The organism is Oenococcus oeni DSM 20252 = AWRIB129 (assembly GCF_000372485.1).
GTDB classification, from domain to species: Bacteria; Bacillota; Bacilli; order Lactobacillales; family Lactobacillaceae; genus Oenococcus; species Oenococcus oeni.
The window spans coordinates 53,177-73,795 of the sequence record NZ_AQVA01000011.1; the positions used below are offsets into that span (position 1 = coordinate 53,177).

24 protein-coding genes and 2 pseudogenes are annotated in these 20,619 nt (G+C 36.7%); 4 read left to right on the top strand and 22 right to left on the bottom strand.

The window, feature by feature from the left end; all coding sequences use genetic code 11:
- Positions 1–4: 4 nt before the first annotated feature.
- The 12 genes from A3G9_RS0107830 to A3G9_RS0107875 all read right to left on the bottom strand — a co-directional run bounded on the left by A3G9_RS0107830 (position 5) and on the right by A3G9_RS0107875 (position 9,696).
- The gene (locus A3G9_RS0107830) at positions 5–937 is read right to left on the bottom strand and encodes a carbohydrate ABC transporter permease (protein ID WP_002821206.1); all 933 of its coding nucleotides are present in this window, start codon (positions 935–937) and stop codon (positions 5–7) included.
- 87 nt (positions 938–1,024) lie between these two features.
- Complete coding sequence (locus A3G9_RS01000000109615; protein ID WP_236608162.1) at positions 1,025–2,047, bottom strand: sugar ABC transporter substrate-binding protein; 1,023 nt, start codon at positions 2,045–2,047, stop codon at positions 1,025–1,027.
- Positions 2,048–2,079: 32 nt separating this feature from the next.
- Entirely contained in the window at positions 2,080–2,298 is a 219-nt protein-coding gene (locus A3G9_RS1000000110575; protein WP_236608158.1) for a hypothetical protein, read from the bottom strand.
- 19 nt (positions 2,299–2,317) lie between these two features.
- The gene (locus A3G9_RS1000000110655; RefSeq protein WP_004164838.1) at positions 2,318–2,929 is read right to left on the bottom strand and encodes a glycosyl hydrolase family 65 domain-containing protein; all 612 of its coding nucleotides are present in this window, start codon (positions 2,927–2,929) and stop codon (positions 2,318–2,320) included.
- The gene (locus tag A3G9_RS01000000109620) at positions 2,920–4,656 is read right to left on the bottom strand and encodes a glycoside hydrolase family 65 protein (protein ID WP_269077199.1); all 1,737 of its coding nucleotides are present in this window, start codon (positions 4,654–4,656) and stop codon (positions 2,920–2,922) included. The genes A3G9_RS1000000110655 and A3G9_RS01000000109620 overlap by 10 nt, the downstream gene beginning before the upstream one ends.
- 54 nt (positions 4,657–4,710) lie before the next feature.
- Positions 4,711–4,992 carry a hypothetical protein gene (locus A3G9_RS0107845; RefSeq protein ID WP_002820187.1) on the bottom strand — a complete coding sequence of 94 codons (282 nt, stop codon included), beginning with the start codon at positions 4,990–4,992 and terminating at the stop codon, positions 4,711–4,713.
- Positions 4,985–5,416, bottom strand: a complete 432-nt coding sequence (locus A3G9_RS0107850; protein WP_002821205.1) for an RDD family protein — start codon at positions 5,414–5,416, stop codon at positions 4,985–4,987. Before A3G9_RS0107850 ends, A3G9_RS0107845 begins: the two co-directional genes overlap by 8 nt.
- A gap of 136 nt (positions 5,417–5,552) precedes the next feature.
- Positions 5,553–6,521: a mannose-6-phosphate isomerase, class I gene (gene manA, locus A3G9_RS0107855; RefSeq protein WP_002820185.1), complete on the bottom strand. Its 969-nt coding sequence runs from the start codon at positions 6,519–6,521 to the stop codon at positions 5,553–5,555.
- Positions 6,522–6,649: 128 nt separating this feature from the next.
- Positions 6,650–6,973 carry a hypothetical protein gene (locus A3G9_RS0107860; protein WP_002821204.1) on the bottom strand — a complete coding sequence of 108 codons (324 nt, stop codon included), beginning with the start codon at positions 6,971–6,973 and terminating at the stop codon, positions 6,650–6,652.
- Complete coding sequence (yihA, locus tag A3G9_RS0107865) at positions 6,970–7,566, bottom strand: ribosome biogenesis GTP-binding protein YihA/YsxC (protein WP_002821203.1); 597 nt, start codon at positions 7,564–7,566, stop codon at positions 6,970–6,972. The genes A3G9_RS0107860 and yihA overlap by 4 nt, the downstream gene beginning before the upstream one ends.
- A gap of 109 nt (positions 7,567–7,675) precedes the next feature.
- Positions 7,676–9,010 (bottom strand): Nramp family divalent metal transporter, encoded by a 1,335-nt coding sequence (locus A3G9_RS0107870; protein ID WP_002820182.1) that lies wholly within the window; start codon positions 9,008–9,010, stop codon positions 7,676–7,678.
- A 59-nt stretch (positions 9,011–9,069) separates the two neighbouring features.
- Positions 9,070–9,696: a TetR/AcrR family transcriptional regulator gene (locus A3G9_RS0107875; protein ID WP_002821202.1), complete on the bottom strand. Its 627-nt coding sequence runs from the start codon at positions 9,694–9,696 to the stop codon at positions 9,070–9,072.
- 98 nt (positions 9,697–9,794) lie between these two features.
- Here A3G9_RS0107875 and A3G9_RS0107880 point away from each other — a divergent pair, with 98 nt between their 5' ends.
- Together A3G9_RS0107880 and A3G9_RS0107885 are read left to right on the top strand one after the other, a co-directional pair.
- Positions 9,795–10,418 (top strand): NADPH-dependent F420 reductase, encoded by a 624-nt coding sequence (locus A3G9_RS0107880; RefSeq protein ID WP_002820180.1) that lies wholly within the window; start codon positions 9,795–9,797, stop codon positions 10,416–10,418.
- An 89-nt stretch (positions 10,419–10,507) separates the two neighbouring features.
- Complete coding sequence (locus tag A3G9_RS0107885; RefSeq protein ID WP_002821201.1) at positions 10,508–11,425, top strand: aldo/keto reductase; 918 nt, start codon at positions 10,508–10,510, stop codon at positions 11,423–11,425.
- Positions 11,426–11,485: 60 nt separating this feature from the next.
- Here A3G9_RS0107885 and A3G9_RS0107890 read toward each other — a convergent pair whose 3' ends face one another.
- The 4 genes from A3G9_RS0107890 to A3G9_RS0107905 form a co-directional block, all read right to left on the bottom strand.
- Positions 11,486–12,247, bottom strand: a complete 762-nt coding sequence (locus A3G9_RS0107890; protein WP_002820179.1) for an NADP-dependent (R)-specific alcohol dehydrogenase — start codon at positions 12,245–12,247, stop codon at positions 11,486–11,488.
- A gap of 371 nt (positions 12,248–12,618) precedes the next feature.
- A complete protein-coding gene (locus A3G9_RS0107895; protein WP_002821200.1) occupies positions 12,619–13,497 on the bottom strand; it encodes a proline iminopeptidase-family hydrolase in 879 nt (292 codons plus the stop codon).
- Between the two features lie 91 nt (positions 13,498–13,588).
- A complete protein-coding gene (locus tag A3G9_RS0107900) occupies positions 13,589–13,876 on the bottom strand; it encodes a hypothetical protein (protein WP_002820177.1) in 288 nt (95 codons plus the stop codon).
- Positions 13,877–13,969: 93 nt separating this feature from the next.
- Positions 13,970–15,250, bottom strand: a complete 1,281-nt coding sequence (locus tag A3G9_RS0107905; RefSeq protein WP_002821199.1) for an O-acetylhomoserine aminocarboxypropyltransferase/cysteine synthase family protein — start codon at positions 15,248–15,250, stop codon at positions 13,970–13,972.
- 405 nt (positions 15,251–15,655) lie between these two features.
- Between A3G9_RS0107905 and A3G9_RS0107910 the strand changes: the two genes are divergently transcribed.
- Positions 15,656–16,297 carry a carbonic anhydrase family protein gene (locus tag A3G9_RS0107910; protein ID WP_002821198.1) on the top strand — a complete coding sequence of 214 codons (642 nt, stop codon included), beginning with the start codon at positions 15,656–15,658 and terminating at the stop codon, positions 16,295–16,297.
- 33 nt (positions 16,298–16,330) lie between these two features.
- The gene (locus A3G9_RS0107915) at positions 16,331–16,963 is read left to right on the top strand and encodes an NAD(P)H-binding protein (protein WP_002821197.1); all 633 of its coding nucleotides are present in this window, start codon (positions 16,331–16,333) and stop codon (positions 16,961–16,963) included.
- Between the two features lie 176 nt (positions 16,964–17,139).
- On the opposite strand, the gene A3G9_RS0107920 is transcribed toward A3G9_RS0107915, so the two are convergent.
- From A3G9_RS0107920 to A3G9_RS1000000109990, 6 genes and pseudogenes are all read right to left on the bottom strand, one after another.
- Complete coding sequence (locus A3G9_RS0107920; RefSeq protein WP_002821196.1) at positions 17,140–17,424, bottom strand: PTS sugar transporter subunit IIB; 285 nt, start codon at positions 17,422–17,424, stop codon at positions 17,140–17,142.
- Positions 17,425–17,439: 15 nt separating this feature from the next.
- Positions 17,440–18,777: pseudogene (locus A3G9_RS01000000109625) on the bottom strand (PTS galactitol transporter subunit IIC).
- On the bottom strand, positions 18,777–19,238 hold the full coding sequence (locus tag A3G9_RS0107930) for a PTS sugar transporter subunit IIA (protein WP_002820171.1): 462 nt from the start codon (positions 19,236–19,238) through the stop codon (positions 18,777–18,779). Before A3G9_RS0107930 ends, A3G9_RS01000000109625 begins: the two are co-directional and overlap by 1 nt.
- A 17-nt stretch (positions 19,239–19,255) precedes the next feature.
- Positions 19,256–19,669, bottom strand: coding sequence for a PTS sugar transporter subunit IIA (locus A3G9_RS0107935; RefSeq protein WP_002821195.1), 414 nt, complete (start codon positions 19,667–19,669; stop codon positions 19,256–19,258).
- Positions 19,653–20,318: pseudogene (locus A3G9_RS01000000109630) on the bottom strand (BglG family transcription antiterminator); the annotation flags it as partial. The gene A3G9_RS0107935 and the pseudogene A3G9_RS01000000109630, both read right to left, overlap by 17 nt.
- 31 nt (positions 20,319–20,349) lie before the next feature.
- On the bottom strand, positions 20,350–20,619 hold a 270-nt coding region (locus A3G9_RS1000000109990; protein ID WP_018025289.1), incomplete at its 5' end, for an integrase core domain-containing protein.

Here is a 20,619-nt window from a genome sequence, read left to right on the forward strand (position 1 = left end):
CCCCCTATTGCAATCCGTTTCCTCCATTAATTTTTTCTGCCAATCGGCTGACCGCGAAAATAATAATTGTCAACAAAATTGCCAGAGCACAAGCATATCCCATCGTATTTAGGGAACCAAAAGCATAGTTATAAATCATCAAAGCAAGTGTTAGGGTCGAATTATTCGGTCCACCGGAACCGTTCGAAAAAATGAAAGCCTGATCAAACATTTGAAAAGTTCCTATAATACCAGTTAAAAGAACATAGGTTGTAATTGGCCGTAAATAGGGAACAGTTATATAGCGTAGTTTATCCCAAGAAGTCGCGCCATCCATTTCAGCTGCCTCATAAAAGGATTCCGGTAAATCAACTAAAGAAGCAAGATAAATAGTCATATAAGTGGGAACCGTCGACCAAATATTCATAACCATAATAACCTTCAAAGAGTAAGCTGGGTTTTGCAGAAAATTAATCGGTTTGTTATAAAATCCAATCGACATAAAGAAATTATTCAGTGGTCCCGCAACATTAAAAATAAACATAAAAATCAATGTCAAAGCAGCACTTGACGTTAAAGTTGGTAAAAAGTATATCAGGCGGAAAGTTTTTTTAAATTTAACAGCGTGTGAGCTTAAACCATAGGCTATAACCAGTGCAATGAGAGTTTGCAGAGGAACAACAACAAAACTGAATAAAGCTGTATTTGATAAAGCCTTCAAAGCAACCTTATCTGAAAAAGCGTTTAAGTAATTCTTAAAACCCGTGAATCTGAACTGCTGGGAAAACATATTAACCTTGTTAAAAGACATGAATAAAGCAAAGGCAATTGCGGCAACAAAGAATATTATGATAATAATCAAAGCCGGTGTTAGAAATAAATAAGCTTGCCTTGTTTCTCGATTGCGACGTTTCTGCCCAGTTTTTTGCGGTTTACGATACTCGAGGTTAGAAGCCATTTGCTGTCCTTTCCAAAAATGTTTTTTGTCAAAACATTTTTCAAAGCGTTCCTGAATATAATTCTGATTTTTTAATGAGAACTGATTTTACTTTGAATTCGAAATCGCAGCATTAGCTTGCTTGTCAGCTTTTATCATTGCCTGCTTGATCGTCATTTTCACATTCATAGCATCACTGATAAAATTCTGGTAAGAAGTATTGATTGTCGTTAATGTATTGCCTTCCTGCCATACAGTTGAATAATTAGTAGCCTTTAACCAGGTATCCAGATTGGAGTCTTTGGTTAATTTAATCGCTTTGGCAACATCGGGACGGCTCGGCATAACACCAACGGTTTTAGCCCAGACAGACATTTCTTTTTTACTCGTTACATAAGCAATCCAGGCATTATCAAGCTTCTTGTTTTTCGATTCGGCATTTTCTCCCCAACCAACTGTAAAAATCATTCCGCGCTGTTTGCCTTGATAAGTTGGCATTGGCAAAACTTCAAAATTTGTCTTATATTGCTTTTTTTGCACTTGGTAAGTCCAGTTTCCTTCTTCGGTCATGGCTACTTTACCGGTTCCAAAAGCTGTTCCGTTATCTCCTGACCCTAAATCTTTCGCTGTTGCGACGGCTCCCGTATTAACAAGTTTTTTATAAAGGCCAAGATTTTTAACAACTTGAGCCGACGCCAAATTGGCTTTCCCATTATTTTTAACCGGCTTGCCGCCTTTGGCAATCATGATTGCCAAATTTCTAGCCATATCCTGGTCATAAGTCATCGCTGTAACTTTTCCTTTGCCATAAGCTTTATTAAGTTTAGCTTGAAATCCCGGAAGCCACTTAATTAAACCAGCGTAGGATGTTGGAATTGTTTTCGGATCAACGCCAACTTTTTTAAACATATCTTTATTGATCAGCAAACCCAAAGTCGAATTGTCCTTTGGGACACCATATAGTTTCCCTTTGCTGGTAAAAGCGGCAATCAAATTTTTGTAAAACTTCGTTGACTGCATTTGTTTTTTAGGCAACTGAGCTAAAACTCCCTGGCTGATAAACCATGGATAAAGGGATGAGTCCATATAGAAAACATCTGGTGCTTTTCGGGCTGAAAAATCAGCTTGAATTTGAGTCTGAAAATTCGTATAAACTTTTTCTGTTACTTTTGCGCCTTCTTTTTTTCAAATCCTTTAATCAATTTATTCAAACCGGTTTGCTCTAAATCAGAACCAATCCATACGCCGATTTTAATTGTTTTGCCTTTATAGGGCTGGGCTGCAAAAGCATCCTGCCTAAACAAAAGTCCTGTGCCTGAAAATATAGTCGCGGTCATTAAAGAAACCGCTCCAAGATTAATAAATTTCGAAAACTTTTTCATAATTAAATCCCCTCTTTTGTCAAAGTTTTATTCGAAGCGAACCTTTCGCCTTGACTTGATACTTTTGACCCTTTGACATAAATTCAACTATCTGATTTAAATGATTCGAATTGAGAAATGTAACTGTAAAGTCTTCCTTTGTCTCACTAATTTGCAACTTCGCACCATGCCAGTTAATTCGATAATCCAATGAATCCCATTCTTTGGGTAAATGAGGTTCAATTCTTAGTTTGCCGTCAATTACTCGCAGACCACCAAAGCCCTCAACGACAGAATTCCAAATTCCACCCAAAGAAGCAGCGTGAATTCCATCGTTTGAAGAATTCATATAAGGCCCTAAATCGATATTTTTTGCTTTTTGAAATAGTTGATAAGCTTCCGAATTCCTTCCTAAATCAACTGCTAAAACAACATGAGTCGAAAGGGATAAAGAAGAATCGTGCATCGTTTTGGGAAGATAATAATCCCAACTTGCTTCTTGAATACCTAGAGAAAATATATTTTCAAACAAGCAGAATAATAAGATAACATCGGCTTGCTTGGTTATTTGCATATTATTAACCTGGTCCAAATTATAATCATGAAATAAAGTTCCAACGGCGTCGTCTTTTAGGTAGGGCGTTAAATCCAAAATTTTTTTGAAAGGTAACTATCATCCTGAGGAAGAATCTTGTCTTTATTCGCTTTGGGCAAATAAAGCTTTGGCAGTTTTTCTTTCCATTGGCGATAAGTTTTATCAAGACCAAGTTTTTTGTTTAACCGATCAAAACTTTTGCTATCCTGCTGCTTTATTTTTTCATACACTTTAATGGCAGTAGAAATATTCCAAGCGGCCGAATAATTTGTAAAAGCATTGTTGTTAACGTGTTCTTTATATTCGTCCGGACCAACGACATTATTAATCTCATAACGATCCTTAACCGCGTTATATTCTAAACGACTGACCCAAAATTTTGCGGTATCAAAAATCATTTCATAACCTTCGAATTTAGCAAATCTAAGATCAGAAGTCGCATCAATATATTGTTTAACACCAAAAGCAACATCGCTACTGATATGTTGTTCGATAAAACCTGACCAAATTTTTGTTGGTTTACCGGTAACAATATCTGCTGCGCCCCAAACTGGAGCGACTTCCCCATTTGAGGGCCAAGCCGACTCCCAAGGATACTGGGCACCCTGATAGTGGTTTAGAGCGGCCTTCTTATGAGCGCCACTCAAACCCAGATAACGATAAGTAAGCAATTTTCTCGCAATTTCCGGATAAGTCATTGTGAAATATGGAAGCATAAAAATATCTGTATCCCAGGCGGTATGACCTTTATAACCTTCTCCGGATAATCCTTTTGCCGCGATACTCATTCGTCCGTCATGTTTCGGAACCATGATATGCAGATGATATCTTGCAAAATTCAAAGCCAGTTGATCTGTAAAATCGATTGACTTAATCTCAATCGGGAAATCACGCCAAACTTTTTCTTCCCAAGCCAAAGCAGATTTTTTAAGCAAGTAATCAAAACCTTTTTGAACATCAAAATTTAGTACGTTGGCAGAAACACTAATCATATATTCAACTGTTTTTTGATTCAAATCACGATCTATTGAGGTGTAAACATTGGAAAGTTTACTAATTTTGATGCTTCGGTTGCTTTTTAGATGGAACCAATAAAGTTTATGAATTTGCCGACGGGAAATTTCGATCCGCGTTTTATCAATCAACGATCGATCAGAAAAATCATGAATTGTCGACTGGACAAAATCGATTCTCGATTGTGCAGTTGTTGATACCATCTGCAAAATTCTGTTTTTTTCTTGATCTTTTGTGCCTTCGGCAAAATGCTGGCTTCCTGAATTTGTAAGCTGTCCATCAATCCCAGATTTTAACTGAAAGCTTGTATCAGCGCCAAGATTTCTGATTGTCACTTCCTGACCAAGCAAGTGAAGATCATCAAAACTAACAAAACGACGAAAATTAAACTCTAAATGAATATCAGCAAATTTCCAGATAAAATGACGAATTAACTGGCCGGTTTTTAAATTTAGGCTGAACGAATATTGAGTAATTTCTCCTAAATTTAAATCGAGATTTCGACCATTAATAACAAATTCCATTTGAATAAAATCGGGTACATTCGGTAATTCTGTCACCTCACTTTTATCAAATCTGTCAAAAGTACCGGAAACAAACATATCTCGTTTTTCACCGATATAGTTTTCCTCAAAAGCAGATCTGACGCCTAGATAACCATTGCCAAAGGCAAAAACGGACTCACACTTACTCAAAAAATTATTATCAAATGAATTCTCTTTGATAATCCAAGGCTGATTTTGTTGATATTCCATTAAGGTTTTCATCATAATCAACTTCCTTGTGATACTTTTACTAAAACGTTTTAGATTTTAATCAAAAAATTATCGCTTGTAAAAATAATGGTTGGAACGAAAAACAAGAATCAATATTCCCGTTAAATAAATACCCAATACCAAAATCCAACGAACATGAAAAATGGTTAGATTTGCAAGAAAAATTACAATCGAGTATAAAGAATAAAATTTAGTAATTGGAATCGGGTCGTAAACATTGCGAAAATGATAGGGCAAATAATAAGCCAGAGAAATCGTAATAAATAGCACAGCCAATAAAGGCAGAGTTGGAATATGAGCTAAGTATTGTTTATCAATAAGATCATTCATTTGCCGAAATAATCCTTTTATATTCTGCATCCGAAACAATTCGGCTTTGACCAAGAAAATCATGAAGAGCTCTGCCAGTTGTTAAAAGAAGAAAAATAGAAACAAGCAGAAAAAACAGTCCAAAAGGAAAGGTCACAAAATAAAGCAGTTTGCAAAACTCTCGAAGCGCCTTTGCCGAATTCTTTTCACTATTATCATTAACAACCCTGAGCTTAGCAAAGTACTTTCCGATTGTCCGGCCGTTTTTCATACTGACAAGAACCGCATTATAACTAACAAACAATAATTGACCTAAAAAAATCGCTAAAAGCAACTGATCTTTAAAAATAAAGAAACAGAGGATTTGAAAGGGCAAATACACAACAATTAAATCAATCATGCTCGCCAAAATTCGAATGACAGCCAATTGAATGTGACGCTCCATAATTGAAGGCTCCTTCCACTTCTAAAACGTTTTAGCAAATTCATTGTAGACCAAAAAAGGCTTAATGTAAACGCTTTCATAAAAGCCTTTGACCCATTCTTAATCAAACAAGAAAATATTTAATTTTAAAAGTTATTTAAACTTCTACAGCTTCCGAAGCGATCAAATTCATCCTGCCATCCAACGTCCAGGAAACAATCTGGGCTGGCAAAATAAAGTGCTGACCTTTTTTAAGCGGATAACTTTTTCCATTGATTTTAATCAATCCGTTTCCTTCAATTACCGAGACCAATGTATAAGGAGAAATTTCATGGTGAAGAGTTGTTTCTCCGTTGATCTGCCACTGCCAAACGGCAAAAAAAGGTGATATAGGAGGTTTTAAATAAGAGATTATTTTAGAAGAAGCAATATGCCTTGTTTGGATATTTAATTCCGGTTCCCGAAAAGGAACGGTTGTTACATCGATTGATTGTTTGAGATGCAATTCACGCTTTTTCCCACTTACCCGATCAATACGATCGTAATCGTAAAGACGATAAGTAGTATCACTCGACTGCTGAGTTTCAAGAGCCATAATACCCTTATTGAGAGCGTGAATCGTCCCACTTGGCACGTATACAAAATCACCAGCTTTTACGGGAACTTTTCGTAATAACTTATCCCAATCTCCTCGATAAACCCAATCGGATAATTCCTGACGTGTTTTTGCATGATGACCATAGACCAGGTATGAGCCAGGATCAGCTTTTAGAATATACCAGCATTCAGTCTTGCCTAATTCATGTTCATGTTTCTCGGCATAATTATCGTCAGGATGAACCTGCACCGAAAGGCTCGCTTCGGCATCTAATATTTTCGTCAATAAAGGAAATACTTTCGCCTTTGGATTACCAAAATATTCAGGATATTTTTGATACGCCTCAGCTAAACTAAGCCCGCTTAATTCACCATTTGTTATTACGCTTGGCCCATGGGGATGAGCTGAAATGGCCCAGCATTCGCCAATGTCTCCAGTTGGTAATTGATAGGAAAACTCTTTTTCAAGTTTTCGGCCGCCCCAAATCTTCGGTTGAAAATAAGGCTTTAAAAATAACGGTTCGATCATTATTAGCGCTCCTAATGTAAGCGTTATCATTATAGCATTGACAAAGTTCTTTGTAAAAAAGAGGCTTTTTAAGAGCCTCTTCTAAACACCTATAAAAAGAAAACTAAAAAGATCAGGAACTTATCAAACTATAGTTTTAAAAAAATAAACAATAAAACAAGAACAACTACTTCCATGATTCCCCGAACAAAATGATGCAGCCAATGAAAAGTCGTCTGTCTTCCTTGGATAAAAGCGCCGGTCGAAACAAAAACAAAACCGACTAAGGTCAGAATAAAAGCGAATAGCTTGCCACGATGAAAAATACCGATAACGGTCGCAAATATTAAAGCAAAACTTCCAAGGAAACCGAAAAACTTCGTTAAAGGGACCGCTGCTTTTGACAAAGATGTTAAAAGCATTAAAACTCCGTAAACAGCAATCAGAATCCAAATAATCATTGCGTCGGTCATTCTTGTAACTCCGCTTGTCCTTTGATCCAATTCCAAATTTCTTTGGCACCAAATTTTTTAATCGCCGAAAACAAAATCAGTGATGAAGTAGTTGAATTGAATTTTAATGTTTTTTTGATCTGGGATTCAACGGCATTAAACTTGCCGGAAGCAACTTTATCAGCTTTCGTTGCAACAATCAGAATTGGTACTTGATAATATTCGAGCCAATTGTACATCAATTTATCATCCTCGGTTGGCTCGTGACGAGCATCGATCAGACTGATAACTCCTTTCAATTGATCACGACTGCTTAAATATTCTTCGACCATCGAACCGAATTGTTCACGTTGAGCTTTGCTTACTTTAGCGTACCCATAACCCGGAACATCGACAAAAAATAACTTTTCGTCGAGATTATAAAAATTCAGTGTTTGCGTTTTGCCGGGTTGGCCACTTATATGTGCAAGCCCGTTACGCTCAATCAAAGTATTGATTAAAGATGATTTCCCAACATTTGAACGACCGACAAAAGCTATCTCCGACAAATTGCCAGCCGGGTATTGTTTTTTTGAAACGGCCGAAATAATTAATTTTGGATTTGTAATCTTCATAAATTAAGTTTTACACATTTCTTAACAAACTAGAAATTAATTAGAAAAAATCAAGTAATTCAAACATAAGGATTTTTAATTCGATTTTTCTCTTGGCATATTTAAAAAATTAAATAATTTGTAAAATCAAATAAATATTCAAAACAATTAAAACAGCCGTAATCAGCCAAGATGTCCACTTAACCCAAGCATGGTTTTTAAACTCTCCCATTAACTTTTCATCATTTGTGAAAATAACCAGTGGAACAACCGCAAAGGGCAAAGCAATACTCAAAAATACCTGCGAGAAAGTCAGCAACTGTTCGATTTTGGCTTCATTGCCATGATAAATTATGGCAAAAATTAGTACCGGGGTGACAGAGATCAATCGAGTTAGCAAGCGCTGAATCCACAGTGGCATATGTAAGTGAATAAAACCTTCCATAATAATCTGCCCCGATAAAGTACCGGTAATCGTTGAACTTTGGCCGGAAGCCAGCAGAGCGATTGCAAAAAGCATACTCAGAACCGGGCTGGCGATTGCGCCAACCACCTGGCTGTTGTTCAAAGCCCTAAACAAATCAACAAAACGTCCTAAGCTGCTGTTCGTGCCATAAAACAATGCCGCCCCTAAAACCAGCAGCAGACAGTTAACAACGAAGGCAATTGTCAATTGAATGTTTGAATCAATCGTCGTAAAACGAATCGTGTTTTTAACAGAATTTTTATCTGAACGATCAACTCGCCTGGTCTGAGAAATCGAGGATCCCAAATACAAATCATGCGGCATAATCGTTGCACCGACAATCCCTAAAGCCAGGTAGAGCATTGGTGTATTTGTAACGATTTTGTAGGTGGGAAGATATCCCTTCAAAACTTCCGGAATATTTGGCTGCGATAAAATCACTTCATAGGAGAAGACAAAAAGAACAACTGCAACCAAAGTTGCGACGATTGCCTCAATCTTTCGAAAACCTAATCTCATCAGCAATAACAGAATCAAAACATCAGCCGAAGTAATCAAAATGCCAACGATCAAAGGAATTCCGAAAAGCAGTTCTATCGCTATTCCAGAACCGATAATTTCCGCAACATCAGTTGCCATAATCGCCAATTCGGTAATTATCCACAAAACAAAACCGACTCTTTTAGAAGTCCGGTCCCGCGTCAATTGAGCCAAATCTTTCCCAGTAACAATTCCAAGTTTGGCTGCCATAGACTGCAACAACATCGCGATTAAACTGGAAAGAAGAATTACCGACAAAAGAGCATATTTGAACTGAGCGCCACCGCCAATAGAAGTGATCCAATTCCCCGGATCCATATAACCGACGGCAATTAAAGAACCTGGACCTGTATAAGCCAGCAGAGTTCGCCAAAAACCGGCATTTTTAGGAACCTTGATACTCCCATTGACCTCATCCAAACTTTTTTGTTGATTGTCTTGTTTTTGATCGGTTTTCATAGACAGTGTCTCTCTTTAAAAAATCGTTTTGCGAAATTGTCAACTCGACAATTCGTTTTTTATCCCTTTAAAACTAAATGTATTTCCCGAATCAGACGTTCTTTTGAATCATCTGTAAACTTTGTATCGTTGTTTAAAACCAATTGGCAGTATATAAAACTTTCATAGATTGACGAAATCACATCGGCCATTGTTTTCGGATCATTTCCATGAATCATACGAGTAGAAAATTGGTCGCTTAGGTAGTCGAAAATCTTCCTTTGAATCACGCTATCCAATTTCCATATCCAAGTCATTTGCTTTCGATCAATCGCTGCCTGTTCCCGAATCATAATTAAAAGGACCTGATAGTTTTCCTTTTTCGTTAAAAGGTTCCACATCATAAGAAAGATATTTACCAACGTTTCCTCAGTAGAACAACCAATGCTAACAATTTTATCAAAGCGAATTATGAATTCCGAAGCTTTACTATCGGTAGTCTGCCTGATTATTTCATTGAGAAGCTGTTCTTTCCCGCCAGGAAAATAATAATATAGCAGGCCATCCGAAGCCCCGGCTTGGTGGTTAATTTCTTTGGTCGAACTTGCTTCGTAGCCTTTTTTGGCAAATAATTGACAGGCAGCCGATAACAATTTTTCTTTTTGTAAATCCCCTTTGTTGCTTTTCTTCATTTTTTCATTGACCATTCAATTTAATAATATAACATCTTTTCTTCATATGAAAATTATTCACTAATCATGAGACTTGAAAATGGGTAATATATTCTGTATTGGAGGTAATTATTATGAAAATTGCTTTTATCGGCAGCGGCCACGTAGGACAGGTCCTTGCCAAACTTTTTATTAAGGCAGGACATTCTGTCGTTCTCACAAATCGTCATGGAAAAGATAGTCTGCTTCCAGTTACTAGTAAATTAGGGTCTGCTGCACAAGCAGCCGATATCAACTCACTGGGAGACGATCTAGATTTGTTTGTTTTAGCAATTCCTTTTAATGGAGTTAATGATCTTGATGACAATCTCTTAAAAGGAAAGAAAGTAATTGATGCAAGCAATTATTTTCCCCAGCGTGACGGACGGATTCCAAAGCTGATTAATCATGAAATTTCAAGCTCTCAAATGCTTGCTGATTACTTTAAGGTGTCCACAATTGTCAAGGCTTTTAATACGATACCGGTTTCTGAATTGGAAGGATTGGCCAACTTTGAAAATAAAAGTGAACGAATAGCAATTCCGATCGCCGGCGATGATGTTAAATTTAAAAACATAGTTGCCGAATTAATCGACCAAATTGGATTTAATGCTTATGATGCTGGTAATTTGAAAAATAGTTTTACTATTCAAGCCGACGGACCTGTTTTCGGATTAACAGTCGATAAAAAAGAATTGTCGAAAAAATTGAATAAATGAAATAAAAAATAATGATATGTTTATTCCCAGAAAAGGCTTTCATAACTCGGGCGTATAATTAAATTAACTAACGTTTTAGGAGGCATCTGATGACTAAAGAGATACAGATTGGTAAAAGCGAAGTAAAGACCGGAAAACTCGGACTCGGTACAAATAAAGTCGGTGGCCATAATCTTTTCAACGATTTGCAGGATTCCGATGGAAGCCAAATAATCGAGGAAGCTTTGAAGGAAAATATTTCATTACTGGACACTGCTTTTATGTACGGATTAGGTAGATCCGAAGAAATTATTGGTCAGGTATTACGGGCACATGACCGCTCCAAAGTTATTTTAGCTACAAAAGCTGCTCAAGACCCGAACGATGGCTTGCATTTAAATAACAAACCGGACTTTTTAAAAGCGTCTGTGGATAGTGCTTTAAAACGTTTAAAAACTGATTATATCGACATTTTCTATATCCATTTTCCAGACGAAAAAACACCAAAAGACGAAGCCGTCGAAGCTTTAGCCGAGGAAAAGAAGGCTGGCAAGATTCGTGCAATTGGTGTATCGAATTTTTCTTTGACGCAAATCAAAGAAGCAAATAAAAATCATCAAATTGATATTGTAGAAGATAACTACAGCCTTGTTCATCGAGATGCCGAAAAAAATCTCTTTCCCTATCTTAAAGAAGAGGGCATCTCTTTTGTTCCCTATTTTCCTTTGGCTTCCGGTCTTTTAACTGGAAAATATACAATAAATGATCAACCAAAATTTAAAAAATTCTCAACAGCAGAATACGAAAAAATTATTCATGCTCTCGATAAAGTTAGGGATCTAGCCAAGGAACACGACTCGACGATTTCTCAGATAATCTTAGCTTGGTATATTGCGAATCCAAATATTGGCGTTGTTATTCCAGGCGCAAGAAAAGCTGAACAGGTCAAAAGCAACGCTCAGGCTTTAAAAATTAATTTAAGCAATCAGGAATTCCAACAAATAGATCATTTATTTCGGGAATTTTAAAAAACTCCGGCGGTTAAAAACGCTGGAGTTTTTTTAAAACAAATGTTTTATCTGTTTAAATTATTGAGCAGTATAACCACCGTCAACCGTGAATTCAGAACCGGTTGCAAATTTAGCCTCTTCCGATCCCAAATAAACCGCTAACCAACCGATGTCTTCAGGATCACCGATATGGCCCATTGGCGTCTTGGTCCTTTCACTCATAGCCTTTTCAAAACCATCCATGTCTTCAACCAAAGGGGTTTTAATATATCCTGGATGAATGGTATTAATTCTCAAGTTGTAATCATTTTGTGCGCAATAGATTGCAGCTGATTTAGTCATGATCCGCAAAGCTCCTTTGGTCGCATTATATGCAAACAAATTCGGATCGCCAACCAAGCCTTCGATACTCGACATATTAATTATAGAGGCGTCTCCGCTTACCGGATGTTTCATATTGATAACGCCATAATGAGTACCAAAGTAGACACCGTCCAGATTAACTGCCATCGTTTGCCGCCACTGGGCATAATCGGTGTGTTCAACATCGCCGGGAACACCAATTCCGGCATTATTCACAAGAATATCGACTTTCCCAAATTCCGCAATCACGTCGGCGAACAATTTTTTCCAGCCCTCTTCGTTAGAAGCATCGTGAACAACAAACTTAGCATTTTTAGGGTTGCTCAAATGCTTGAATGCTTCTTCACCAATTTTTTGGCGACGACCTGTAAAGACTACCTTGGCCCCCTCTTTTAAATACAAATCGACAATCGATAAACCGATTCCTAGCGTTCCGCCGGTTACGATGGCGACCTTTCCTTTTAAACGATCTACCATATTGAATACCTCCAAATTCTTTCTGTGAATAATTTTACAATCTATTTGTTAAAAAGTAAACAATTAATAATAAATAAAGATTAAAAATAAAAAAAACACCGGTTCAATTTTTACCGGTGTTTTTTTGATATCTGATTAGTTTTTAATCTCGTAAATACTGTAAATCGCTGTTTGATCATGATTTTTAAAGTATTTATTAGCAAAATCGGAGGCATGCTCGATACTATCGAACTCCTTGTTAGCCAGTCCTGATTTCTTTTCCTTAATAAACCAATCGTTTTTGATATCATATATTCCGAATGTAATAGGCTTAACCTTCTTTCCCTTACTTCCATCATATAGCCTATAAGCAAAAAGATCAAACGAAGCGCTTAATTGGTTAAAAATTGGTTCAGTTGTTGAAAGAAATATTCAGGGTTATCGCGGAGCGACACGTGTGTCGCATCAGGAATAATTTCAAGTTTCCCGTTTGGCAGTTTATCGGCCATCACTCGAGCTTTCTTGGGACTGATCATATCTTGATCGCCAACCAATATCAAAGTTGGTGTTTTAATTCGATATAACTTATCAGAAACATTCCAACCGCTCATCATGCCTTCTGTATGAAAAGGATTCGTTCCCATCATGTAATTAGCAACTTGGTAATTGCTGATATCAATCGCATGCTTGCTTTGACTTTTGGAAAAACGAGAATAGTAATCATTATAAAATTTTTCCATAAATTGATTAAAAAGTGGATCGTCTAATTCCCCTTTTTTTGCTTCAGTAAAAACATACTTGGCTTCGTCTTTTGACAAAACCTTGGCCACTTCATCCTTCATCCGATCGGTAAAATCGCTTTCTCGGTCAGACATCCCTACAATCACCAATTTATCAAGATTACCCGGATATTTAAGTGCATATTCCAAAGCAATCATTGCACCCCATGAATAACCAAGCAGAATAAATTTGTCATATTCAAGTTGGCGGCGAACTTCTTCCAATTCATTGACGAAATATTCAATTCTTAAGTACCTTTTCGCTAATTTAGGATCGCTAAAATCAGGTTGATCAGAATACCAAGAACCAAGTTGGTCATAAGAAGTTATTTCAGCATTCGGAACGCCCAAGGGCAGCGTTTCAAAAGATTCATGAGTTTCTCCGGGCCCACCATGAACAGCAATTATTTTACTTTTTTTACCAGAATTTTCAGTGTGCGACCAAAGATGAAAACCACTTGTAAGGGTTAAGATATGTGTGCCATTTTTCATACATTAAGCATAATAAAAAAAGAATAAAATTTAATAAAAAATCCCGAACTTTTGATAATTCGAGATTTATTCAAATTTTTTATTTTGCTAATTATTTTACTTTAGCCCAAGTTCTCAAATCACTAAAGGTCTTCTTCGCATCCTGTGGTTCATCCTTTTCCAACTCATCAATTCGAGCGGAAACCTTTTTGCTATCAACCTTTGGATACTCGTCGATCTTTTCTGATTTGTGAACATCTGCGTTATCATAGATCGATTTAAGCAAATACCTTTCAACGTTTTTGTCTTCATCGGCATTCAATGAATCGATATTCTTGGCCAACATAATGGACAAACCTTCAACATTTAATTTCTCTGCTTCTGCTTCTGCTAATGCCATTTGTTTTCCTCCATACCTCATATAATAAACAATAGTCAGTAAAGGTCAAATAAACAATCATCATCCTTAAACGAATAAATTTTGTTCGATTTTTTAAACTTTTGTCAAAGCTTGATCCAAGTCGGCAATCAAATCTTCGACATTTTCAATGCCAATCGAAACCCTGATTAAATCCAGTGTAATCCCAACAGCTTTTAATTGTTGATCATTTAACTGTGCATGAGTCGTTGATTTCGGATGAATAATTAGTGATTTTGCATCGCCAACATTTGCCAGTAAAGAAAAAATTTTCAGATTGTCGATTAAAGTTTCCGCTCCTGATTCACCGGCCTTCAAACCAAAAGTAAAGATTGATCCGCTCCCTTTGGGAAAATACTTTTTCGCCAACGCTTTGTATTTTGAGTTTTCGGTTTCCGGATAGGAAACCCATGCAACCTTCGAATGCTGCTGCAAGTAATCAACTATTTTACGAGTATTCGAGACATGACGTTCAATCCTTAAAGAAAGTGTTTCGAGCCCCTGCAAAAAATACCAAGCGGACTGTGGCGATAGAGTTGCTCCGGTATCGCGCAGATGTTCCGCCCGAATTTTTGTTGTAAAAGCCGCACCCTTTAGATCGGACCAAATCAGGCCGTTATATGAAGCAGTCGGATTCACAAAATCGGGATAACGATTCGATGCCTGATAATCAAAATCGCCTTTCTCAACGACAACGCCGCCAATTGTTGTGCCGTGTCCGCCGATAAATTTCGTAGCCGAATGGACGACTATATCAATGCCATAATCAAAGGGACGAACCAGAAAAGGAGTTGCGAAGGTCGAATCAACAACCGTAATAATTTTATATTTTTTCGCAATTGCTGCAACAGCTTGAAAATCAACGATATTAATTGCTGGATTACCAAGGCTTTCAAAGAAAATCGCTTTGGTGTTTTCCTTAATAGCTGCTTGAAAATTTGCCGGATCATCAGGATCAACAAAAGTTGTTTCAATTCCAAGCTTTTTTAAAGTTTCACTGAATAATTCATAGGTACCGCCATAGAGTGTCGATGCCGAAACAATGTGGTCGCCGGCCCCGGCAACATTTAAAATTGCCGCGGTAACGGCAGCGGCCCCCGAAGCCAAAGAAATCGCACTGCTTCCGCCTTCTAAAGCGGCAATCCGTGTTTCAAAAGCCGAATTGGTTGGGTTTGTTAAACGACCATAAATATTTCCCGGTTCTGTTAAAGCAAAACGTCCGGCAGCCTCTTTGGCATCCTTAAAAACAAACGAAGATGTTTGGTAAATCGGTACCGCCCGCGCGCCAGTGGCCGGATCGGGATTTTCTTGGCCAGCATGAATCTGTTCTGTTTCAAAATGATAATTATTTTCCAATGTAGTTACCTCGATCATATTTTTATTAGTTTGAATATTTAAATTAAAAAACGTTTGCTTTTATCGCATTCGCGTCTGCACCAATCCTTCGCCCCGCCAAAGAAGTAACCAACTGATTGTCGTATGAATTCTTAAACGACTCATTTAAAAAACTCCAACGAACTTATATATAAAAAAACACAACCCAAAAAAATGGGTTGCGAATAGTGGATTATATAATTTAGAATTGGCTGTCTATAGTTTCCTAAATCTGTTTTCATCTCTAATTACCATTTGTTAGTAAACTTTAAATACCAAAGGTATTTTTGTCAAGATATAACAATGTTGATTTAATATTTAAAAATATTTTTCAATAGCATCCATAATAGTAGATAGTAGTAGTTACTCAAAAAAAGGAGAATTACGATGCCGAAACTTGATTATGATAATCAAAATAACTGGTTGTTTAAAACAGGACAAATGCAATCACCAGTTGCTTTAGAATCGAATAAGGCTGAGAAAATCGAAAAACAGGCGACTTTAAAACTGAATTATTCAACAAATGCTTCCTATGTTCACGATAATGGGCAGGGAATTGAGATTGGATTAAGCGGCAAAGCAATTATTGATAATCGGTTTTTCTCGTTACAACAATTTCACATCCATGCTCCCAGTGAACATCTGCTGAATAATTATAGATTCGACGGTGAAATTCATTTCGTTCATCAGGCCAAAGACGGAAGAACAGCAGTTATCGCTGTCTTTTTAAAAGCCGGAAAAACTTCTAAAACTTTTTCTCAGATATTCAATCACTTGAATCAGGATCAAAACTTTGTTTGCGACCTAACTGATTTAATACCGGAAAATAAATCTTATTATCATTATTTGGGCTCTTTAACAACACCACCATTAACAGAGAATGTCGAATGGTATATTTTAGCCAACCCGGTTGAAATTTCAAGACAACAATTAGCAGAATTTCATAAACTTTATCCATATAATAATCGCCAACTGCAATCTTTAAACGGAAGGCCAGTATTGTATTGCAGTTCGACTATAAAAAATTAACGATCGGATGATTTTCCACGGAGGGAAATGAAAATGAAAATTGTTGTTTTTGGTGGCAGCGGGTTCATCGGTCAAAAATTACTGGAAATTTTAGTGAAAAGGGGCCACGATATTATCAGTGTTTCAAGACATGGCCGGCCCGATAGCTTGACAGAAAAATGGGCCGATAAGATCACCTGGGTTAGCTCCGATATTTTAAATGACCATGAGTGGCAAAAATACGTCAAAGATGCGGATTGGATAATCGATTCTGTTGGCATTTTGTTTGAAAATCCAAAAAAAAATATTACTTATGATCGTTTTATTGTTCAGCCGGTTCGCGAAATAACTGATTTTTTGAAAAACAATAAAAGCGAAAATAGGTTCTTATTTATATCTGCCAATAAAGGTCCTTTTATTTTTAGAAAATATATGGAAGCCAAATACTTGGCCGAAAAAATAACTAAAAGACAAAACAAGAATAATTTAATCGTCTATCCCGGACTCGTCTTTGATTCGGTAAAAACTTCTTCGATCGTGATTACCCTGCCACTGAGAATTCTCAGCCATATACCACTTTTAAATAAAGTAATTATTGGTTATCTGCCAATTAAGCGAGTGACTCTAGCCAAAGAAATCAGCAAAATAATTGATGGCGGTCAGTCGATTTATACAAAGAGAAGATAAAGGCAACAATGTTTTCGTATTACTTTTTCAAATGATAATTTCGTTAAAGAAAAAATAAAAATTTTCAATAAAGAAAAAATAAAAATTTTCAATTTATACATATAAAAAACGTCCATTTTTAAATAGACGTTTTTTATTTAAACAATTAAAATTCGATGTAGAATTCCTAATTTTATTTATAAAGCCAATTTATCCTTAATTTCCTTATATACTTGATCAACACCAATACCGGTCAATAACAGAACACCGTTGATGACTTTGTTCTTGATATTTTCAGGCACAATTGTCGTGCTGACAACGGCATCATAATCATCAATACTATTGATTACATCGGATATCTTGCTTTGGTACATCGTTACTTGATTTGCAAATCCGTCTTTATCAAGCCAGCTCTTAATTTTGCCGGTTGCAATAGTAGAAGTTGCAATACCTGTTCCACAAACAATCATTAATGTTTTCATTTTCTTGCTCCTGTCTTAAACGTTTTTTTCAATTTTTGGTTTGCGAAATTTATTCTGCCAAATCATGATTGCTAGCACCGCAATACCGATTAATGAAATTCCAGTCCAAGTCATCGTCTTACCCAATCCGACGATTAAAAGTGTTGTCCATGAACCGCCATCCGAAAGAACCGAGATAGAACTATTACCATGCATGTTGAATTTAGCAAGTTTCGCAGCTTGAGTTAACATTGGGGCTACCCAACTGGCAATATATAGACTAATTGCGATGTCAACGATTCCGCCGATAATTGTTCTGAAAATGTCTCCACGAAAAACAGCCGCCATGATCGCAATCATAAATGGGATCGTAGCCAAATCCCCAAAAGGAAGCACACTGTTTCCCGGTAAAATTACTGATAAGAAAATCGTCACGGGGACCAAAATCAAGGAAGCAGAAAGAACAGCTTCTTGGCCAACGGCTAAAGCAGAATCCATTCCGATAAATAACTGACGTCCAGGAAAGCGTTTTTTAACAAACTCATTGGCCCCCTCAGAAATTGGGGTTAGGCCCTCCATTAACAGAGAAACCATCCTTGGCATTACTACTAAAACAGCGGCCGTGTTAATTCCAAGCTGAAGCGTTTTTGCCAACGAATATTTGGCCAAAAAACCAATAACAAGACCAATAACAAGACCAATAACAGTTGAATCCCCAAAGACGCCCATTCGTTTTTGAATCGTTTCCGGAGTTAATTTAATCCTGCTAATACCAGGAATACGATCAAAAATCCAATTTAGAGGTAAGGCAAGTGCGAAACCGGGCAGGGAAGCTCCTTGAGTGAAAGTTATCCCCGGTAGCCCATAATGTTTCTGAACAAGTGGCGCAACCATATCTCCCATTAAGTAAATCAACATCGAATGAACAATCATTGTTAATATACCTAAAGCAAAATCATTTGTTGCAACATAAACCAAAGATCCCGTGAAAGCAATATGCCAATAATTCCAAATATCGACGTTTAAAATTTTTGTCAATCCAACAAATAACAAAATTACGTTGACAATTATTCCGACTGGGATTGCAATGCTACCAAGAACTGTTCCATAAGCAATCGCCGATGCTGCCGGCCAACCAATATCGATTGAATGCAAATTCAAACCGAAATTCTTAACCATTGCTTATGCAGCTGGACCCAGATTTTCTGTTAACAAATTGATCACCAGGTTCAAACCAACAAAACCAACACCGACAGTCAAACCGGATTTGAATGCCCTTCCTGGCTTAATTCCCAATACCAAAGCAAAAATAAACAATAATACAGGTAGCATTACACTTGCTCCGGTATTAACAAACCATTGTAGAATAGCCATTATTGCCCCTCCTCAATACCCTCTTTTTTCATAATTTCAATAAAATCCTTTTCATCTTTAATTGTTTCCAGTTTTTTCATTGCTTTTTCATTTTGGAAAAGAGCCATCAACCTTTGTAACATTTGTGGTTGTTTATGTGGATTATCCAGGGCCAACATGAAAATGAATTTTGCTTCGACTTTTGCGTTGTCCCCCATTTGTTTGAATTCAACCGGTTTAGATAAAGACATAAAAGCAATTTGTGTTTCATTAACATACTTAGCGTCAGTGTGCGGAATAGCAACCCCAACGGTCGTGGTATTGAGCCCGGTTGGAAACTGAGATTCGCGATTTATAATTGCCTGCTGGTAACTACTTTTGACACAATTTTTTTCTTCTAAAAAACGTGTTAGAGTTTTTAAAACGCTAATTTGATTGGGAAAAACTTGATCAAATAAGATCACCCTTTTGTCAAAATACATTTTGTCCTGTCCCCTTTTCAAATTTTTTGAAGCTCCCTCAAAATATTAGTTTTCGTAGAATCGATCAAATGAACTGTTTTTTCTTCCTTGCCTAATTCTCTTATTATCCGAATTAATTTCTCATTATTGATTTTGTCTGCCGGATTGATTGCGACAAGTAGGACCATTTCAACAAATTGATTATCGTTCCAATTGATTAATTTTGTCGACTTGCCAATTGCAATACTGGTTTTTCTAACGGAAACACCCTCAGCATGCGGCATGGCAATCCGAGGAGCGATAAGCGTATTACCCTGTTTTTCTCTCTCATAAATCGACCTTAAAAAATCCTGTTTTTCTTTTAACAGTCTATTTTCAGACAACAGTGATGACAGCTCTTTAATCGAAGTAATTTTATCAACGGAATTTAATTCTCTAAATAGTATTTTCATCGCTCTGTTTTTCTAATTCTCTTTCAATCCGATCACGATCTTGTGAATTAAATAAAGCACTGACTAAAATAATTTTCTTAGAAATTTTTTTAACGTTAACTGTCGAAATAATCATATCGATGTCTGGGTTATCTTTTAATTTACTGTTCAACTCGGAAGTGCCGATAACATCCACAATTTGTAATTCCGGAAAAACTTTGCTGATTTTTGTATTTAGAAGTTGTGCGGTTCCAAAACCGCTTGTGCACATAATCAAAACCTTTTTCCTGCGAATAACTTGCTCTTTATATTTTGCAAAGTATAAAGTGATAAAACCAATTTCGTCATTCGGGACATCCGGAATTTTGAATTTGCGACTTATTTTTTGAAAAAGTATTCTAACTTTATCAAAAATGTTTGGATAAGTGATCTGAATATCACTTAATAATCGATTGGCCACAACAATGCCGCTATTCAGGCGATTCATCATTGGTTTAATGTGATTAGTCAGATCTTCTGCTAATAAAACTGCGGCTTTTGTTCTCTTGTCGATAGAAAAATAATCGAGTGAGTAGGAAACAATTTTTTCAACAATTTTGGGCGTCTGTCCATTGAAAATAACATCTCGATTATAATGAACAGAAACCAAATATTGCAGTAGATTAAATTTGCTCCTACGTCAAGTTTTGGTACTAAAAAAATTAGCCGTTTATCCTAATTCTTTCGGTGTTATACCAGTTAATGTAATTTTCAACTCTGAGGACTAAGTCCTCAAAACTAGTAAAACGTGTTTGAAAAATAAATTCTCGTTTAAGTAGCGAATGGAAAGCTTCGAGCGGACCGTTATCATATGGATAACCTTGTTTGGAATATGAATGCCTAATCAGGTGCCGCTTTAACAGGCCTTCATAAGCAATACTGGTGTATTGTGAACCCATATCAGAGTGCAAAAAGGTTGGCTTAGAAGCCCT

Bases quoted from the DNA above. Each gene is read 5' to 3' on its own strand.
- A3G9_RS0107910 (WP_002821198.1), top strand. From the start codon at position 15,656: ATGCCGAAACTTGATTATGATAATCAAAATAACTGGTTGTTTAAAACA.
- A3G9_RS0107850 (WP_002821205.1), bottom strand. From the start codon at position 5,416: ATGGAGCGTCACATTCAATTGGCTGTCATTCGAATTTTGGCGAGCATG.
- A3G9_RS0107830 (WP_002821206.1), bottom strand. From the start codon at position 937: ATGGCTTCTAACCTCGAGTATCGTAAACCGCAAAAAACTGGGCAGAAA.
- A3G9_RS0107860 (WP_002821204.1), bottom strand. From the start codon at position 6,973: ATGACCGACGCAATGATTATTTGGATTCTGATTGCTGTTTACGGAGTT.
- yihA (WP_002821203.1), bottom strand. From the start codon at position 7,566: ATGAAGATTACAAATCCAAAATTAATTATTTCGGCCGTTTCAAAAAAA.
- A3G9_RS0107915 (WP_002821197.1), top strand. From the start codon at position 16,331: ATGAAAATTGTTGTTTTTGGTGGCAGCGGGTTCATCGGTCAAAAATTA.
- A3G9_RS0107890 (WP_002820179.1), bottom strand. From the start codon at position 12,247: ATGGTAGATCGTTTAAAAGGAAAGGTCGCCATCGTAACCGGCGGAACG.
- A3G9_RS0107895 (WP_002821200.1), bottom strand. From the start codon at position 13,497: ATGAAAAATGGCACACATATCTTAACCCTTACAAGTGGTTTTCATCTT.
- A3G9_RS01000000109620 (WP_269077199.1), bottom strand. From the start codon at position 4,656: ATGATGAAAACCTTAATGGAATATCAACAAAATCAGCCTTGGATTATC.
- A3G9_RS0107900 (WP_002820177.1), bottom strand. From the start codon at position 13,876: ATGGCATTAGCAGAAGCAGAAGCAGAGAAATTAAATGTTGAAGGTTTG.
- A3G9_RS0107920 (WP_002821196.1), bottom strand. From the start codon at position 17,424: ATGAAAACATTAATGATTGTTTGTGGAACAGGTATTGCAACTTCTACT.
- A3G9_RS0107845 (WP_002820187.1), bottom strand. From the start codon at position 4,992: ATGAATGATCTTATTGATAAACAATACTTAGCTCATATTCCAACTCTG.
- A3G9_RS0107880 (WP_002820180.1), top strand. From the start codon at position 9,795: ATGAAAATTGCTTTTATCGGCAGCGGCCACGTAGGACAGGTCCTTGCC.
- A3G9_RS0107930 (WP_002820171.1), bottom strand. From the start codon at position 19,238: ATGTATTTTGACAAAAGGGTGATCTTATTTGATCAAGTTTTTCCCAAT.
- A3G9_RS0107870 (WP_002820182.1), bottom strand. From the start codon at position 9,010: ATGAAAACCGATCAAAAACAAGACAATCAACAAAAAAGTTTGGATGAG.
- A3G9_RS1000000110575 (WP_236608158.1), bottom strand. From the start codon at position 2,298: ATGAAAAAGTTTTCGAAATTTATTAATCTTGGAGCGGTTTCTTTAATG.
- A3G9_RS0107935 (WP_002821195.1), bottom strand. From the start codon at position 19,669: ATGAAAATACTATTTAGAGAATTAAATTCCGTTGATAAAATTACTTCG.
- A3G9_RS0107885 (WP_002821201.1), top strand. From the start codon at position 10,508: ATGACTAAAGAGATACAGATTGGTAAAAGCGAAGTAAAGACCGGAAAA.
- manA (WP_002820185.1), bottom strand. From the start codon at position 6,521: ATGATCGAACCGTTATTTTTAAAGCCTTATTTTCAACCGAAGATTTGG.
- A3G9_RS0107875 (WP_002821202.1), bottom strand. From the start codon at position 9,696: ATGGTCAATGAAAAAATGAAGAAAAGCAACAAAGGGGATTTACAAAAA.